This is a genomic window from Micromonospora sp. NPDC003944 (genome assembly GCF_053605225.1).
Genome location: NZ_JBSGIV010000054.1, coordinates 23,645 through 37,313 on the forward strand (window position 1 = coordinate 23,645; position 13,669 = coordinate 37,313).

Below are 13,669 nucleotides of genomic sequence, written 5' to 3' on the forward strand. Positions count from 1 at the left end.
GGCGTGCGCTGTCAGCGCATTGGCGCGCGCAGCGGGGTGCCGACGGCGCGCAGCTCGGCTAGGGCCCCGGCGACACCGTGCAGCAGGTCGGTCGCCTCGGTGAGCCGGTCGGCGGCCGGGTGGGCGGCCTCCGGCCGGGCGTCCTCGGCCAGATAGCCGGCGGCGGCGACCACCAGCCGTTCGTACGCCGCCACCCCGCCCTCCAGCTGAGCGGTCAGCGCGGCGTGCGCCTCGGCCAGCGGCGGCCGGGCGTCGGCCGGGGCGAGCCGCAGCGCACGTTCGACGCTTGCCACCCGTGCGGCCAGCTCGCGCAGCGAGCGGTCGGCGGCGGCGGCCTCCAGCACCGCCGGCTCGGCCAGCCCGGTGAGCCGGGGGGCCATCCCGGCCAGGGTGAGCGCCGCCCGGTCCAGTCGGGCCCACTGCTCCCCGGCGCTGGTGCCGCGCAGCGCGATCCGGGAACGGACCCGGCGCACCTCGGCCAGCACGCCCGGGCCGACCGGCAGTCGCTCGACGGCGGCGATCAACCGGGCCCGGGACCGGGCCGCCGCCTCGGCCGGGTCGAGCGCGGGGGGCGCCGGCTGCGCGGCCAGGGCGCGCACGTCGATCCAGCGCCAGGCGGCGAGTGCCACCGCACTGCCCGCGGCGCCGGCCCAGGCCGCGTCGGGCAGACCAAGGCCGGCGTACGGAGTCAGCACCGCCGCCGCGCCGCCGAGCCCACCGGCCAGCACACTCCACCGTCGGGCCGACCGGCGAAGCCGACCCAGCCGCCGGAAGTATCGCGTCCGCTCGTCCGCCACCCTGACCCCCTCGTCCGGTCGTTCAGCCGGCGGCGGTCGGGTCGCCGGTGCCCCGCTCGCGGGCCATGCTGGCACGCAGCTCGTCAAGTCGGGCGGCGGCCGTCGGGTCGTTTGCCGGGCCGGTCTTCTCGGCCTGGGGAACGGCCGGTCGCTGGGCCGTGCCGCCGAGCTGCTCCCCCGCCATGCTGGACCGGATCTGCTCCAGCCGGGCGGAGCCGGCCGAGTCGATCGTGGCCTTCTGGATCTCCAACATACGGCCTTCGACGGAGTTGCCGGCCAGTTCGGCGCGACCCATCGCGTTGGCGTACCGCCGCTCGATCCGGTCGCGCACCTCGTCGAGCGACGGGGTGTTCGCGGGTGCGGTCAGCGACGACATCGACTCCAGGGAGCGGGCCACCGTCTCCTGCATCTTGGCCTGCTCCAGCTGACTGAGCAGCTTGGTGCGCTCGGCGAGCTTCTGCTGGAGGATCATCGAGTTGTTCTCGACCGCCCGGCGGGCCTGGGCGGCGGCGCCGAGCGCCTGGTCATGCAGGGTCTTCAGGTCCTCGGTGGCCTGCTCGGCGGAGACGAGTTGGCTGGCAAGCGTCTGCGCGGACTGCTCGAACCGCACCGCCTCGGCCTCGTCGCCCTTGGCCCGGGCCTGGTCGGACAGCACCAGGGCCTGCCGGGCGTTTCCCTGCAACCGCTCGACCTCGGACATCTGCCGGGACAGCTTCATCTCCAGCTGACGCTGGTTGCCGATCACCGCGGCAGCCTGCTGAACCAGCGCCTGGTGCTGCCGCTGGGCATCCTCGATGGCCTGCTGGATCTGCACCTTGGGATCGGCATGCTCGTCGATCTTCGCACCGAAGAGCGCCATCAGGTAGTTCCAGCCCTTGACGAACGGGTTCGCCATCTCTGCGGTATCCCCTCAGTAGCGTCGCTCCCACCACGGCCGGGCCGGTTGAACCGACCGACCGCGAGCGGCCGGCCTCCATCGTCCCAGCCGAACGCCAACGAGGCATCCGTACCGGGCGGTCGACAGCACCGGCGGCTCCTGCGAGCAACCCTACGCGGCCGGGGCCAGCCCGCCCACGGTCCAACCGGACCTGTGGCTCAGGCGGCGCAGACCACGTCCCGATCGCGCTCGGTCGGGCGGACCCGGGTGCTGCGCAGCGTGGCCTTGAGCGGCGAGTCCTGGCGGACCGAGACCGCGACCTTGCCGTCGGAGGTGAGCTGACGGACCCCCCGGCTGGTGCTCTTGGCTGGGGCGTCGGCCGGCTCGTCCGGCATCGGAACGAGCACCCCGGGCATCTGCTCGGCGAGCGCCACGGTGTCGCTCACCTCACGCAGCAGCTCGGACAGGCGGGCACCGAGGGCGTCACAGATCGCGGCGAGCAGCTCGCTCGACGGCTCCTTGTGCCCCCGCTCGATCTCGGAGAGGTAGCCGAGGCTGACGTTGGCGGCGGTGGAGACCTCACGCAGCGTGCGCTGCTGCCCCTGCCGGCGCGCCCGCAGTGCGTCACCGATCACCCGGCGTAGCAGGATCATCGCACCTCCCCCTGAGGGATACCTCGCGCCCGGCGTTGGGCAGCCGGTCGCGGCGGACCGCGCCGACTCCGAACGTCGGAGCCTTCCCGCAACCGTACCCGTTGCGGGCCCGGGCGACATCCCGCCCCGCCCGTCGGGTTCCCCGGGACGGCCTCACGGCGTCGCGGCGGCGAGCCGTTCGGCGAGCAGCCGCAGCGCCTCGACCACCGCCGCCGCGCGGACGTGGTCCCGGCCGCCGCCCAGGTCGAGCTGGCGGACCTCGCTGCCGTCCGGTCCGACGACCGCGACGTAGACCAGGCCCACCGGCTTCCCGTCCTGCGGCTCCGGACCGGCGACCCCGGTCGTGGCAACTCCCCAGTCCGCGCCGCACCGCTCCCGGCCACCCTCGGCGAGCGCCACCGCCACGTCCGGGTCCACCGGCCCCCGGTCCGACAACAGATCAACCGGTACGCCAGCCAGGGTGCCCTTCAACTCGGTGGCGTAGACCACGAGGCCGCCCCGGTAGACCCCGCTGACCCCGGCGATGGTCACGATCGAGGCGGCGAGGGACCCGCCGGTGAGCGACTCGACTGTGGCAAGGGTCTCGTGCCGCTCGGCAAGCCGGTGCACGACCCCCGCCGCCGCGCTGCCCACCTGCGCATCGCCCACCTCAGTACCGGTCACCTCAGCGCTCACGTCAGCACCACTCATCGGTTAGCGGGGGCGGCGGAGGCGGAGGGCTTGGGCTATGTAGTCGAAGCCGGTGGCGACCGTGACCAGGACGGCGGCGGCCATGATCCAGGGGCCGACGGTGGCGAGGGCGGCCGGCATCGGCCAGAGGTACCAGACGATGGCCAGGATCTGGAGCGCGGTCTTGACCTTGCCGCCTCGGCTGGCGGCGATCACACCGTGCCGGATCACCCAGAACCGCAGCCCGGTGATGCCCAGCTCGCGCACGAGGATCAGCGCGGTCACCCACCAGGGCAGTTGGTCGTACCAGGAGAGCAACACCAGCGCGGCGCCGGTGAGCGCCTTGTCGGCGATCGGGTCGGCCACCTTGCCGACCGACGTGACAAGCCCGAAGCGGCGGGCGATCCAGCCGTCCACCAGGTCGGTCGCCGAGGCCACCGCGAAGATCAGGCAGGCGGCCATCCGCCAACCGGCGTGGGTCATCCCCGACACGATCACCGAGGCGGCGAAGACCGGCACCAGCACCAGCCGCAGGGCGGTCAACGCGTTGGCCGCGTTCACGACGGGCACCACGGCAACCACCCGACTCGGCGTCGACTCCGTCGCCCCGGTCACCGCTGCGCCCTGCTCGGGCCGCCGAGGTGTTCCCGGCACCGCACCACCTGGCTCCCCCGCTCCGCTCGGGCCCGCCGTCACCGTGCCGCGCCGGGCGCCGCCGAGATCATCTCATCCGGCACAGCGAGCAGGTCCACCCCTTCGGTGCCGGTCACCGTTGCGCGCACCAGATCGCCCGGGCGCAGCGCGGCCAGGTCGACCCCGCCCTCGACCGGGGCGACCAGGGTGGTGGAACCGTCCACCTCCGGTGCCTGGTGAGCCGCCCGACCCTCCACCACACCGTCCTCGATCGAGTCGACGAGCACCTCGACGGTCGAGCCGAGCCGGTCCTCGGCCCGCTGCGAGCACAGCTCGTCGGCGAGGGCGGACAGCCGGTCGTACCGTCGCTTGATCGTCGCGGCGGAGACCTTGCCGGGCAGGCCGGCCGCCTCGGTGCCGTCCTCGTCGCTGTAGTCGAACATGCCGATCGCGTCGAGCCGGGCCTCGGTGAGGAACCGGACGAGTTCGTCGACGTCGGCGCGGGTCTCGCCGGGGAAACCGACGATGAAGTTGCTCCGGGCGCCCGCGTCCGGGGCCAGGGCGCGGGCAGTCGCCAGCAGCTCCAGGAACCGGTCGGTGGAGCCGAAACGCCGCATCCGGCGCAGCACCGGCTCGCTGGAGTGCTGGAACGACAGGTCGAAGTACGCGGCCACGCCCGGGGTGTTGGCGATCGCCTCGACCAGCCCGGGTCGGGTCTCGGCCGGCTGGAGGTAGCTCGCCCGCACCCGGACGATGCCGGTCACCGCGGCGAGCTGCGGCAGCAGCTTCTCCAGGGCTCGCGGGTCACCCAGGTCCTTGCCGTACGAGGTGGAGTTCTCGCTGACCAGCACCAACTCCCGTACGCCGCTCTTGGCCAGCCACTCCGCCTCGGCGAGCAGCTCGTCCGGCGTACGCGAGACGAAAGCTCCCCGGAAGGCCGGGATGGCGCAGAACGCGCAGCGGCGGTCGCAGCCGCTGGCCAGCTTCAGCGAGGCCACCGGGCCGGTGTCGAGCCGGCGGCGCAGCACCTGGCGCAGGTGTGCCGGGGTGTGCTCGTCGGTGTCGACGACGGTGCGGGTCACGGTGCCGTGGCCGGGCAGCGAGACCCCGCTGTCGCGGCGCTGCACCGGGGTCAGCGGCAGCAACTCACGCCGGTCCCGTGGGGTGTGCGCGGCGATCTGCTCGCCGGCGACGACGGCGTTCAGCCGAGCGGCGATGTCGGGGTAGTCGTCGAAGCTCAGCACCGCCTGCGCCTCGGGCAGGCTGTCGGCCAGATCGCGCCCGTACCGCTCGGCCATGCAGCCCGCGGCGACCACCTTGGCGCCCGTCCCGGCGGCGGCGAGCAGGGTCTGGATGGAGTCCTGCTTGGCCTTCTCCACGAAACCGCAGGTGTTGACGACCACCACGTCGGCACCCTCGCCGTCGGTGCTCACCTGCCAGCCGTCGGCGTGCAGGCGGGCGGCCAGCTCCTCCGAGTCGACCTCGTTGCGGGCACAGCCCAGAGTCAGCAGGGCGACGCGGCGACCCTCGGCGTGGTCAGCGGGAGAAGGAGAGGTGGCAGACACCATCCGAGGGTACCGGGCCAGTCGGGGAAGCCCACGCACGCGGGCGGCGAAGGCGCTCGACACCACTTCCGGTCACCCCCTCTCGCCCGACGGTCAGCGGGTCGCCGCGGCCACCCGGGTCAGCGCGTCGAGCAGGAAGACCTCGGTGCCGGCGAGACCCGTGGAGCAGAAGACCGAGACCTGGTCCGCGGTGGTCCGGCCGGGAACCGCGCCGGCCAGGATGCCGCCCAGGTCGCGCAACCGCCCGGCGTACGGAGGTGTGGCCGCGAGCATCGGCGGCTGGTAGTCCGCCGCCTGGGCCGGTGAGTCGGTGACCAGCAGGTCGGCGGTGTCCAGCAGGTCGGGGCCGAACTCGCTGCGGTCGCGCTGCTTGAAGCCGACCGCGTTGACGTGCGTGCCGGGGCTGAGGTCGGCGGCGCGGAGCACCGGGGTCGGGCTGGTGGTCGCCAGCACCACCACGTCCCGCCGGGCGACGGCCGAGCCCGGGTCGGCCGTCGCGCGGGCCGGCACGCCCAGCTCGGCGCGGACCCGGGCGGCGAAGGCCTCCCGGCGAGCGGCGGACCGGCTGTGCACCACCACCTCCCGCAACGGGCGGACCGCGGCGGCGGCCCAGACCTGGGTCCACGCCTGCCGGCCGGAGCCGATCACCCCGAGGGTGGTGGCGTCGGGGCGGGCCAGCGCGTCGACGGCGAGGCCCCCCAACCCGCCGGTACGGCGGGAGCCCAACTCCTCGCCGACCGCGATCGCGCGGACCGCCCCGGTCCGGGCGTCGTGCAGCACCACCACCTGCTCGCCCTGCGGATGCCCGAAGGTGTCGTACGAGCGGAAGCCGTACCACTCGCCGAGCAGGTGCCCGGCGGTGAGGACCATCCGCCCACCGCTCAGCGGTGCGGCGGCCCGCGGCGGCGCGACCAGGCGTCCCTCGTACGCGGCCAGGAGGGCGGCGCGCATGGCGTCGACCGTGGTGGCGGCGTCCAGCGTGGCAGCGACCTCGGGGTCGGCGTAGAGCATGGTCATGCTGGTGATACTGCAAGTTGAAGTCAGGTGGAGGTCAACGGGGCGTGGCGACGGTCACCGCCACGGCGCCGGGGTCGGTGCTAGCGTCGGCAGCGGTGGCCCCGGATGCCCGTGGCCGCTCCGGACGAGTGGTGGGCGTACCCGGTCAGGCCAAGACGCCCCGCGTGACGTGCAGACTCGACTCGTCCCGGCGCGGCAGCCCCGGGCGCTTCCGGTGAGGTGGACGATGGCCTGGCTCGTACTGGTGATCTCGGGACTTCTGGAGACGGCCTGGGCGATCGCCCTGGACCGCAGCGCCGGCTTCAGCCGGCTGATCCCGTCCGTGGTGTTCGTGGTGACCCTGCTCCTGAGCATGGCCGGGCTGTCGTACGCGCTCCGGGACATCCCCGTCGGCACCGGCTACGCGGTCTGGGTCGGCATCGGCGCGGTCGGCACCGCGCTTGTCGGGATGCTGGCGCTCGGCGAGTCGGCGAGCCTGCCCCGCATCCTCTGCCTCCTGCTGGTGGTGGCGGGCGTGATCGGGTTGAAGATCTTCCACTGAGGCGCCCCGTCGGGGATGCGTGGCCAGCGCCCACAGTGGGTAGTGATCGATAGGTCACGACAGGCTCTCACCCGGAGGAAGACATGGCCGACATGCCGAGCACCGCCCGTCCCCGCAGCAACGCCGCCCGCATCCTCACCATCGTGGGCTTCGTCTTCGCGGTCCTGGCCCTGCTGCTCAACCCGATCATCTTCGGCGTGCTCGGCGTCATCGCGGGCGTCGTCGGCGCGGTGCTCGGTGACAAGCCGCTGGGTTGGTACGCCGCCGCGGCGAGCGTCGTCGCCGCGATCCTCGGTCTGGTGGTCTTCGCCGCACTGATCAGCAACTGACCGTTCCCCACGGCACGGGCCCGCCGGAATCCGGCGGGCCCGTCGTGCGTCCGGGGTCGACTGTCGGTCAGTCCACGTCGCCGCGCAGGCCGGTCAGGACCTCGTCCAGCTCGTCCGGCTTGACCAGCACGTCGCGGGCCTTCGACCCCTCGGACGGCCCGACCACGCCCCGGGTCTCCATCAGGTCCATGAGGCGGCCCGCCTTGGCGAACCCGACACGCAGCTTGCGCTGCAACATCGAGGTCGACCCGAACTGCGAGGTGACCACCAGCTCCACCGCCTGCACCAACAGGTCCAGGTCGTCGCCGATGTCCTCGTCGATCTTCTTCTTGTTGTCCTGTGCAGGGGCCAGCACGTCCTTGCGGAACTCCGGCTCACGCTGGTCCTTGCAGAACTTCACCACGTCGGCGATCTCGCGCTCGGTGACCCAGGCGCCCTGGATGCGGACCGGCTTGGAGGCACCCATCGGCAGGAAGAGCCCGTCACCCCGGCCGAGCAGCTTCTCCGCGCCCGGCTGGTCGAGGATGACCCGGGAGTCCGCGAGCGACGAGGTGGCGAACGCCAGCCGGGACGGCACGTTCGCCTTGATCAGACCCGTCACCACGTCGACCGAGGGGCGCTGGGTGGCAAGCACCAGGTGGATGCCGGCGGCGCGGGCCAGCTGGGTGATCCGGACGACCGAGTCCTCCACGTCGCGCGGCGCGACCATCATCAGGTCGGCCAGCTCGTCCACGATCACCAACAGGTACGGGTACGGACGCATCTCGCGTTCGCTGCCCGGCGGCGCCTTGATCTCGCCGTTGCGGACCTTGCGGTTGAAGTCGTCGATGTGCCGGACCCCGTTGGCGGCGAGGTCGTCGTAGCGCATGTCCATCTCGCGGACCACCCAGTCCAGCGAGTCGGCGGCCTTCTTCGCGTTGGTCACGATCGGGGTGACCAGGTGCGGGATCCCCTCGTAGCCGGTCATCTCGACCCGCTTCGGGTCGATCAGCAGCAGCCGCACCTCGTCCGGGGTGGCCCGGGTGAGGATGGACACCAGCAGGGTGTTGAGGCAGCTCGACTTGCCCGCGCCGGTGGCGCCGGCGATCAGGATGTGCGGCATCTTCGCGAGGTTGGCCACCACGTAGCCGCCCTCGATGTCCTTGCCGAGCGCCACGACCATCGGGTGGTGGTCGCTCGTCGCCGCCCGGGAGCGCAGCACGTCACCGAGGGCCACGTTCTCCGGGTCGGTGTTCGGGATCTCCACGCCGACGGCGCTCTTGCCCGGGATCGGGCTGAGGATCCGTACGTCAGGTGACTTCACCGCGTACGCGATGTTGCGGGACAGCTGGGTGATCCGCTCGACCTTGACGCCGTGCCCCAGCTCCACCTCGTAGCGGGTGACGGTCGGGCCACGGGTGAAGCCGGTGACGGCGGCGTCCACGTCGAACTGGTCGAACACACCGGTCAGCGCGGCGATCACCTCGTCGTTGGCCTTGCTGCGGGTCTTCGCGGCGGCCCCGGTGCTGAGCATGTTCGCCGGCGGCAGGGTGTAGTCGCCGGCCAACCCGGTCAACGCGAGCTGCTCGGCCCGGGTCGGCGCGGGCGAGTGCTCCGGCGGCTCGGCCGGCGGCTTACGGCTGGCCGGCACCTTCGTCGCGGACTTGCGTGGCAACACCATGGTCTCCTGGAGGTCCACGCCGTCCAGGTCCTCGAAGTCGTCCGGGTCCACTGGTGGAGGCATCCGCTTCGCGGGTCGCTTGCGCGCAGGCTTGGCGGCCGGCTCGTCCGCCTCCTCCTCGCCGGTCTCCGGTGTGCTCACCAGCCCGCCGGCGAGCAGGCCCAGCCGCTCCGGAATCTTGTTGATCGGCGTCGCGGTCACCACGAGCAGGCCGAAGAGCAGCAGCAGGATGAGCAGCGGCACCGCCACCCAGGCGGTCACCGCCCGCTCCAGCATGCCGCCGACGCCCGCGCCGACCAGACCGCCGGCGAAGTCACGCTCGAGCGTGTCGGCCGGGTCCTGACCGATCTGGAGCAGCGCGGCGGTCGACACCAGCAGCGAACCCCAGCCGATCAACCCACGGCCGCGGTGCTCCGGGTCCGCCGGCTGCCGCATCAGCCGCCACGCCCCGATCCCCAACAGCACGGGTACGACCACCGAGATCGCGCCCAGGAACAGCCGGATCGTGTCGGCGAGTCGCGCGCCCACCGGCCCCGCTCCGGAGAGCCAGAGCGCCACGGCGGAGAGCAGGGCGAGCCCGAACATGAGCAGCCCCGCGCCGTCACGGCGGTGCTCCGGGTCGAGGTCACGGGCCGAGGCGGCCTGCCGGCCGGCGGCGCGCACCGCCCAACCCATGCCGTGCGCCACGCCCATCCACAGTGCACCCACCGCACGCCCGACGTAGACCGCCGGGCCGGGCCGGGGCGGCGTGGTGCGACGCCGGACCGGCGCCCGGGTGGTCTTCTTCGCCGGTTGACGGGCACGACTGTTGGTGCCACCGCGCGGCGACGCGCCGCGCCGCCGACTCGCCTGAGAGGTACGGCCCGCCATAGAGTCACGGTAACGGTGGGGCCGGGCAGAACCCCGCTTTTCCGGGTCGTGTCCGCGCGTCGCAACACGAACCCCACCGCCGGTCGTGATATCCGCCTCAGAAGGGATGCCCCATGGCGTCGCCGGGATTCGAGGGTGATCCGGACGATCCGCTGGCCGGGCACCCTGGCGCACTGCGTCCGCTGACCGGCGAACTGGTCGCCGCGGTGCTCGCTGCCCGTGGCCGGTCCGTCGGCACGACCGTGGACGGCGAGTTGGTGGGCCACTTCGACGACACCATGATCTGGTTTCTCCGCGTCGGCGGCGACGGGGAACTGCTCCAGATCCGCACCATGGTCGACCCGACCTTCGGCATCGAACGGGTGCCCGACCTCTACGCGTTCTGCAACTCCTGGAACCACGACCGGCTCTGGCCGAAGGCGTTCGTGCACGTCGACGACGCCGGTCGGGCCCGGGTGTACGGAGAGGTGATCACCGACCTGGAACGCGGAGTGACCCCACACCAGCTCGACCAACTGCTCGACTGCGGCATCTCCACCGGCTGCCAACTGGCCGTGGCGGTCCGTCGACTGCCCGGCGCGGTGCCGTCGTGACCGGCCGGGACGAGGTCACCGGCAGCCGCACCGGCACGCCACCCACCGGCCCCGGTGACCGCCTCGGGCGGGGCCGCGTACCGGCGTTGGAGGCCGCGCTCGCCGACGCCCGCGACCTCCCCGACGGCCCGGCGCGGCAGGTGGCCCTGGAACGGCTCGCCGAGCGCGCCGACGCCGCCGGTGATGTCCGGTCCGGGATGGACGCGCGGTTCGCGCTGATCGAGGCGTACCTGCTGCACGGGGAAAGATGGCGTCTGGTCGAGCCGGTCCGGCGCTGCCGGGCCGCCGCCGACCACCGGCCCGACCTGCTCACCGACCCGGAGGCGGGGCTACTGCTGCGCTACCAGCGGTACGCGGTGGAGGCGCTGCTCGGCACCCCCCGGGTCGGGCTGGACCAGACGCGTTCCCTGCTGCACGACCTGGCCCACCGCGTCGGCGCGGACGGTCCGGACATGCCCACCGTCGCGGAGCTGCACTGCCGGATCGCCGACCACCTGGGTGACGAGCCCACCGCCCGACACTGGTACGAGCGATGGTCCGGAAAGCGGCCCGGCCCGGCCGGCGGCTGCCCGGGCTGCGCCTCCGCCCGGCGCGCCGAACTGCTTGCCGGCTGGGGCGAGTGGACCGCCGCGCGGGCCGAACTCGACGCGTCCGACGACGATCCGACCGCCTGCACCGACCAACCCGAACGCGACCTGGTCGCCGGTCTGCTGCCCGCGCTGCGCCTCGGCGAGCCGGCGCGGGCGGCGGCGGCGCACGTGCGGGCGTACCGCCGGCACCGGCACGAACGCGAGGCGTTCCCGCACCTCGCCGCGCACCTGCGGTTCTGCGCGCTGGGCGGGCACCTGGAACGTGGGCTGGCCATCCTGGCCGAGCAGCTGCCCCGGTTGGACCGGCCGACCGACGACCTCGCCGCCATGGAGTTCGCCGCCGCCGGAGCACTGGTCTGCGGGCTGGCCGTGGAAGCCGGGCTGGGCGGGCGGACGATGCCGCGCCCGGCGTACGGCGAGCGGACGGCCACCGAGTTGGACGTCGCCACCCTCGGGGCGCTCCTGCTCGGGGTGACAAGCGAGTTGGCCGGCAGCTTCGACGCGCGAAACGGCACCGGGCACCACTCCGGACGGATGGCCGCCTGGCTGGCCGAGCGGCCCATCGGGGCGCCGGTTCCGCTGCCCCCCGACGACGATCCTGACGGGCTCGACGAGCCCGACACCGACCTGTCCCACGCCGACCCGTTCGACGCCGAGGTGGAGCTGGGTGACCGCGAGTTGTCCGCGCTCTCCCTTCCCATGATCACTGCGGCGTTGGACGGGCGCGGCGACAGCTACCTGGTGGACGCGGGCGAGACCGTGGTCGGCCACTGGGAGGGTGTGGTGATCCAGTTCCGGCGGGCCGGTGAACGGGGTGAGGTCCTGCACGCCCGCGCGATGGCCAACCGGCGGCTACCGACGACCCGCCGCGCCGAGGCGTACGCCTTCTGCAACGCGTGGAACCACGACCGGCTGCTACCCAAGGCGTACGCGCACGACCTCGGTGACGAGCTGGTGCTGGCCGGCGATGTGGCCACCGACCTGGCGCACGGGGTCGCGCCGGCGCAGCTGCGGGTGCTGGTGGACGCCGCCATCGCCACCGGCGTCGCCTACGCCGAGGCGGTCGCCGCGCTGCCCTGACCCCCGGTGACGGCCGACGCCGGCCCACCCCGAACAGGGTGAGCCGGCGTCAGCGGACGTTGCTCAGACCTCGACCACGGTGGGCACGATCATCGGCCGACGACGGTACTTGTCGTTGACCCACCGCCCCACGGTCCGCCGGACGATCTGCTGGAGCTGGTGCGGGTCGGTGACGCCGTCCGCCGCCGCCCGGTTGAGCGCCTCGGTGACAAGTGGCACCACCGGGTTGAACGCCTCCGGGTCCTCGGAGAAACCCTTCGCGGAGAGCGTCGGACCGGCGACCACCTTGCCGGTGACCGAGTCGACGACCACAGTGGTGGCGATGAAGCCGCCGTCACCGAGGATCCGCCGTTCGGTGAGCAGCGACTCGCTGACGTCACCGACGGCGAGGCCGTCCACGTAGACGTACCGGCTCTTCACGTGCCCGACCAGGCTGGCACGGCCCTCGACCAGATCGACCACGTCGCCGTCCTCGCAGAGCACCACCCGGTCGGCCGCTACCCCGGACTCGATGCCGAGCCGGGCGTGGGCGCGCAGGTGACGCCACTCGCCGTGCACGGGCATCAGGTTGCTGGGCCGGACCACGTTGAGCAGGTAGAGCAGTTCGCCGGCGGGGGCGTGCCCGGAGACGTGCACCTTGGCGACGTCCTTGTGCACGACCACCGCGCCGGCCCGGGCGAGCCGGTTGATCACCCGGTAGACCGAGGTCTCGTTGCCGGGCACCAGTGAGGAGGCCAGCACGACCGTGTCACCGGGGGCGATGGTGATGTGCCGATGGTCGCCGCTTGCCATCCGGCCCAGCGCGCTCATCGGCTCACCCTGGGAACCTGTCGACATCAGCACGATCTCGTCCGGCGGCAGCGTGGTCGCCTCGTCGATGCTGATGACCAGGCCGGCCGGGATGTTGAGCAGACCGAGGTCCCGGGCGATGCCCATGTTGCGGACCATGGACCGGCCGATGAGCGCGACCTTGCGGCCGTGCTCGACGGCGGAGTCGAAGACCTGCTGCACGCGGTGCACGTGCGAGGCGAACGACGCCACGATGATCCGGCCCCTGGCCTTCGCGAAGATCGAGTCGAGCACCGGCCCGATCTCCCGCTCCGGGGTGACGAACCCGGGGATCTCCGCGTTCGTGGAGTCGGACAGCAGCAGGTCGACGCCTTCGGCGCCGAGCCGGGCGAAACCGGCCAGGTCGGTGATCCGGCCGTCCAGCGGCAGCTGGTCCATCTTGAAGTCGCCGGTGTGCAGCACCAGGCCCGCGGGGGTGCGGATGGCCACCGCGAGGGCGTCCGGGATCGAGTGGTTGACGGCGAAGAACTCACACTCGAACGGGCCGAGCCGCTCGCGGCCGCCCTCCCGCACGGTCAGCGTGTACGGCTGGATCCGCCGCTCGGCCAGCTTCGCCTCGACCAGGGCGAGGGTGAACTGCGAGCCGACAAGCGGGATGTCGGGCTTGTGGGCGAGCAGGTACGGCACCGCACCGATGTGGTCCTCGTGACCGTGCGTCAGCACGATCGCCTGCACGTCGGCAAGCCGGTCCAGGATCGGGCCGAAGTCGGGCAGGATCAGGTCCACACCCGGCTGCTCGACGTCGGGGAAGAGGACCCCGCAGTCGACGATCAACAACTTGCCGTCGTACTCGAAGACGGTCATGTTCCGACCGATGGCGCCGAGCCCACCGAGCGGGATGATCCGCAGGCCCCCCTCCGGCAGCGGCGGGGGTAGCTCCGCCTCGATGTGCGCCTCGGTCACGCGTCCACCTCATTCTGCGACGCCGTTACTCGACGTCCATCGT

Annotated in this window: 13 protein-coding genes and 1 riboswitch; of the genes, 4 read left to right on the forward strand and 9 right to left on the reverse strand. The window is 73.0% G+C overall.

Annotated elements, in window-relative coordinates:
• Window positions 1-11 precede the first annotated feature (11 nt).
• From pspM to ACWER9_RS23880, 7 genes are all read right to left on the reverse strand, one after another.
• The gene (gene pspM, locus ACWER9_RS23850; RefSeq protein WP_452303926.1) at window positions 12-797 is read right to left on the reverse strand and encodes a phage shock envelope stress response protein PspM; all 786 of its coding nucleotides are present in this window, start codon (window positions 795-797) and stop codon (window positions 12-14) included.
• 22 nt (window positions 798-819) lie between these two features.
• Window positions 820-1,692: a PspA/IM30 family protein gene (locus tag ACWER9_RS23855; protein WP_452303927.1), complete on the reverse strand. Its 873-nt coding sequence runs from the start codon at window positions 1,690-1,692 to the stop codon at window positions 820-822.
• Between the two features lie 200 nt (window positions 1,693-1,892).
• On the reverse strand, window positions 1,893-2,327 hold the full coding sequence (locus ACWER9_RS23860; protein ID WP_452303928.1) for a helix-turn-helix domain-containing protein: 435 nt from the start codon (window positions 2,325-2,327) through the stop codon (window positions 1,893-1,895).
• A gap of 153 nt (window positions 2,328-2,480) precedes the next feature.
• Window positions 2,481-2,990, reverse strand: coding sequence for a CinA family protein (locus ACWER9_RS23865; protein ID WP_452303946.1), 510 nt, complete (start codon window positions 2,988-2,990; stop codon window positions 2,481-2,483).
• A 30-nt stretch (window positions 2,991-3,020) separates the two neighbouring features.
• Window positions 3,021-3,611, reverse strand: a complete 591-nt coding sequence (gene pgsA / locus ACWER9_RS23870; protein WP_452303947.1) for a CDP-diacylglycerol--glycerol-3-phosphate 3-phosphatidyltransferase — start codon at window positions 3,609-3,611, stop codon at window positions 3,021-3,023.
• A gap of 77 nt (window positions 3,612-3,688) precedes the next feature.
• A complete protein-coding gene (gene rimO / locus ACWER9_RS23875) occupies window positions 3,689-5,197 on the reverse strand; it encodes a 30S ribosomal protein S12 methylthiotransferase RimO (RefSeq protein ID WP_452303929.1) in 1,509 nt (502 codons plus the stop codon).
• 90 nt (window positions 5,198-5,287) lie between these two features.
• Complete coding sequence (locus ACWER9_RS23880) at window positions 5,288-6,211, reverse strand: ornithine cyclodeaminase family protein (RefSeq protein ID WP_452303930.1); 924 nt, start codon at window positions 6,209-6,211, stop codon at window positions 5,288-5,290.
• A gap of 92 nt (window positions 6,212-6,303) precedes the next feature.
• Window positions 6,304-6,376: riboswitch (guanidine-III (ykkC-III) riboswitch) on the forward strand.
• Between the two features lie 61 nt (window positions 6,377-6,437).
• Between ACWER9_RS23880 and sugE the strand changes: the two genes are divergently transcribed.
• Both sugE and ACWER9_RS23890 read left to right on the forward strand, forming a co-directional pair.
• Window positions 6,438-6,752 (forward strand): quaternary ammonium compound efflux SMR transporter SugE, encoded by a 315-nt coding sequence (gene sugE, locus ACWER9_RS23885; RefSeq protein ID WP_091400443.1) that lies wholly within the window; start codon window positions 6,438-6,440, stop codon window positions 6,750-6,752.
• An 83-nt stretch (window positions 6,753-6,835) separates the two neighbouring features.
• Window positions 6,836-7,081, forward strand: a complete 246-nt coding sequence (locus ACWER9_RS23890; RefSeq protein WP_357349908.1) for a hypothetical protein — start codon at window positions 6,836-6,838, stop codon at window positions 7,079-7,081.
• Between the two features lie 67 nt (window positions 7,082-7,148).
• Here the strand turns inward: ACWER9_RS23890 and ACWER9_RS23895 are convergent, their stop codons facing one another.
• Window positions 7,149-9,611: a DNA translocase FtsK 4TM domain-containing protein gene (locus tag ACWER9_RS23895; protein WP_452303931.1), complete on the reverse strand. Its 2,463-nt coding sequence runs from the start codon at window positions 9,609-9,611 to the stop codon at window positions 7,149-7,151.
• 113 nt (window positions 9,612-9,724) lie between these two features.
• Between ACWER9_RS23895 and ACWER9_RS23900 the strand changes: the two genes are divergently transcribed.
• A complete protein-coding gene (locus ACWER9_RS23900; protein WP_452303932.1) occupies window positions 9,725-10,204 on the forward strand; it encodes a YbjN domain-containing protein in 480 nt (159 codons plus the stop codon).
• A gap of 86 nt (window positions 10,205-10,290) precedes the next feature.
• Window positions 10,291-11,874, forward strand: a complete 1,584-nt coding sequence (locus ACWER9_RS23905) for a YbjN domain-containing protein (RefSeq protein WP_452303948.1) — start codon at window positions 10,291-10,293, stop codon at window positions 11,872-11,874.
• Between the two features lie 63 nt (window positions 11,875-11,937).
• Here ACWER9_RS23905 and ACWER9_RS23910 read toward each other — a convergent pair whose 3' ends face one another.
• The gene (locus ACWER9_RS23910) at window positions 11,938-13,626 is read right to left on the reverse strand and encodes a ribonuclease J (protein ID WP_452303933.1); all 1,689 of its coding nucleotides are present in this window, start codon (window positions 13,624-13,626) and stop codon (window positions 11,938-11,940) included.
• Window positions 13,627-13,669 lie beyond the last annotated feature (43 nt).

Excerpts from the sequence above, each read along its gene's own strand:
- ACWER9_RS23895 (WP_452303931.1), bottom strand. The coding sequence starts at position 9,611 with ATGGCGGGCCGTACCTCTCAGGCGAGTCGGCGGCGCGGCGCGTCGCCG.
- ACWER9_RS23900 (WP_452303932.1), top strand. The coding sequence starts at position 9,725 with ATGGCGTCGCCGGGATTCGAGGGTGATCCGGACGATCCGCTGGCCGGG.
- rimO (WP_452303929.1), bottom strand. The coding sequence starts at position 5,197 with ATGGTGTCTGCCACCTCTCCTTCTCCCGCTGACCACGCCGAGGGTCGC.
- ACWER9_RS23880 (WP_452303930.1), bottom strand. The coding sequence starts at position 6,211 with ATGACCATGCTCTACGCCGACCCCGAGGTCGCTGCCACGCTGGACGCC.
- ACWER9_RS23890 (WP_357349908.1), top strand. The coding sequence starts at position 6,836 with ATGGCCGACATGCCGAGCACCGCCCGTCCCCGCAGCAACGCCGCCCGC.
- ACWER9_RS23860 (WP_452303928.1), bottom strand. The coding sequence starts at position 2,327 with ATGATCCTGCTACGCCGGGTGATCGGTGACGCACTGCGGGCGCGCCGG.
- ACWER9_RS23855 (WP_452303927.1), bottom strand. The coding sequence starts at position 1,692 with ATGGCGAACCCGTTCGTCAAGGGCTGGAACTACCTGATGGCGCTCTTC.
- sugE (WP_091400443.1), top strand. The coding sequence starts at position 6,438 with ATGGCCTGGCTCGTACTGGTGATCTCGGGACTTCTGGAGACGGCCTGG.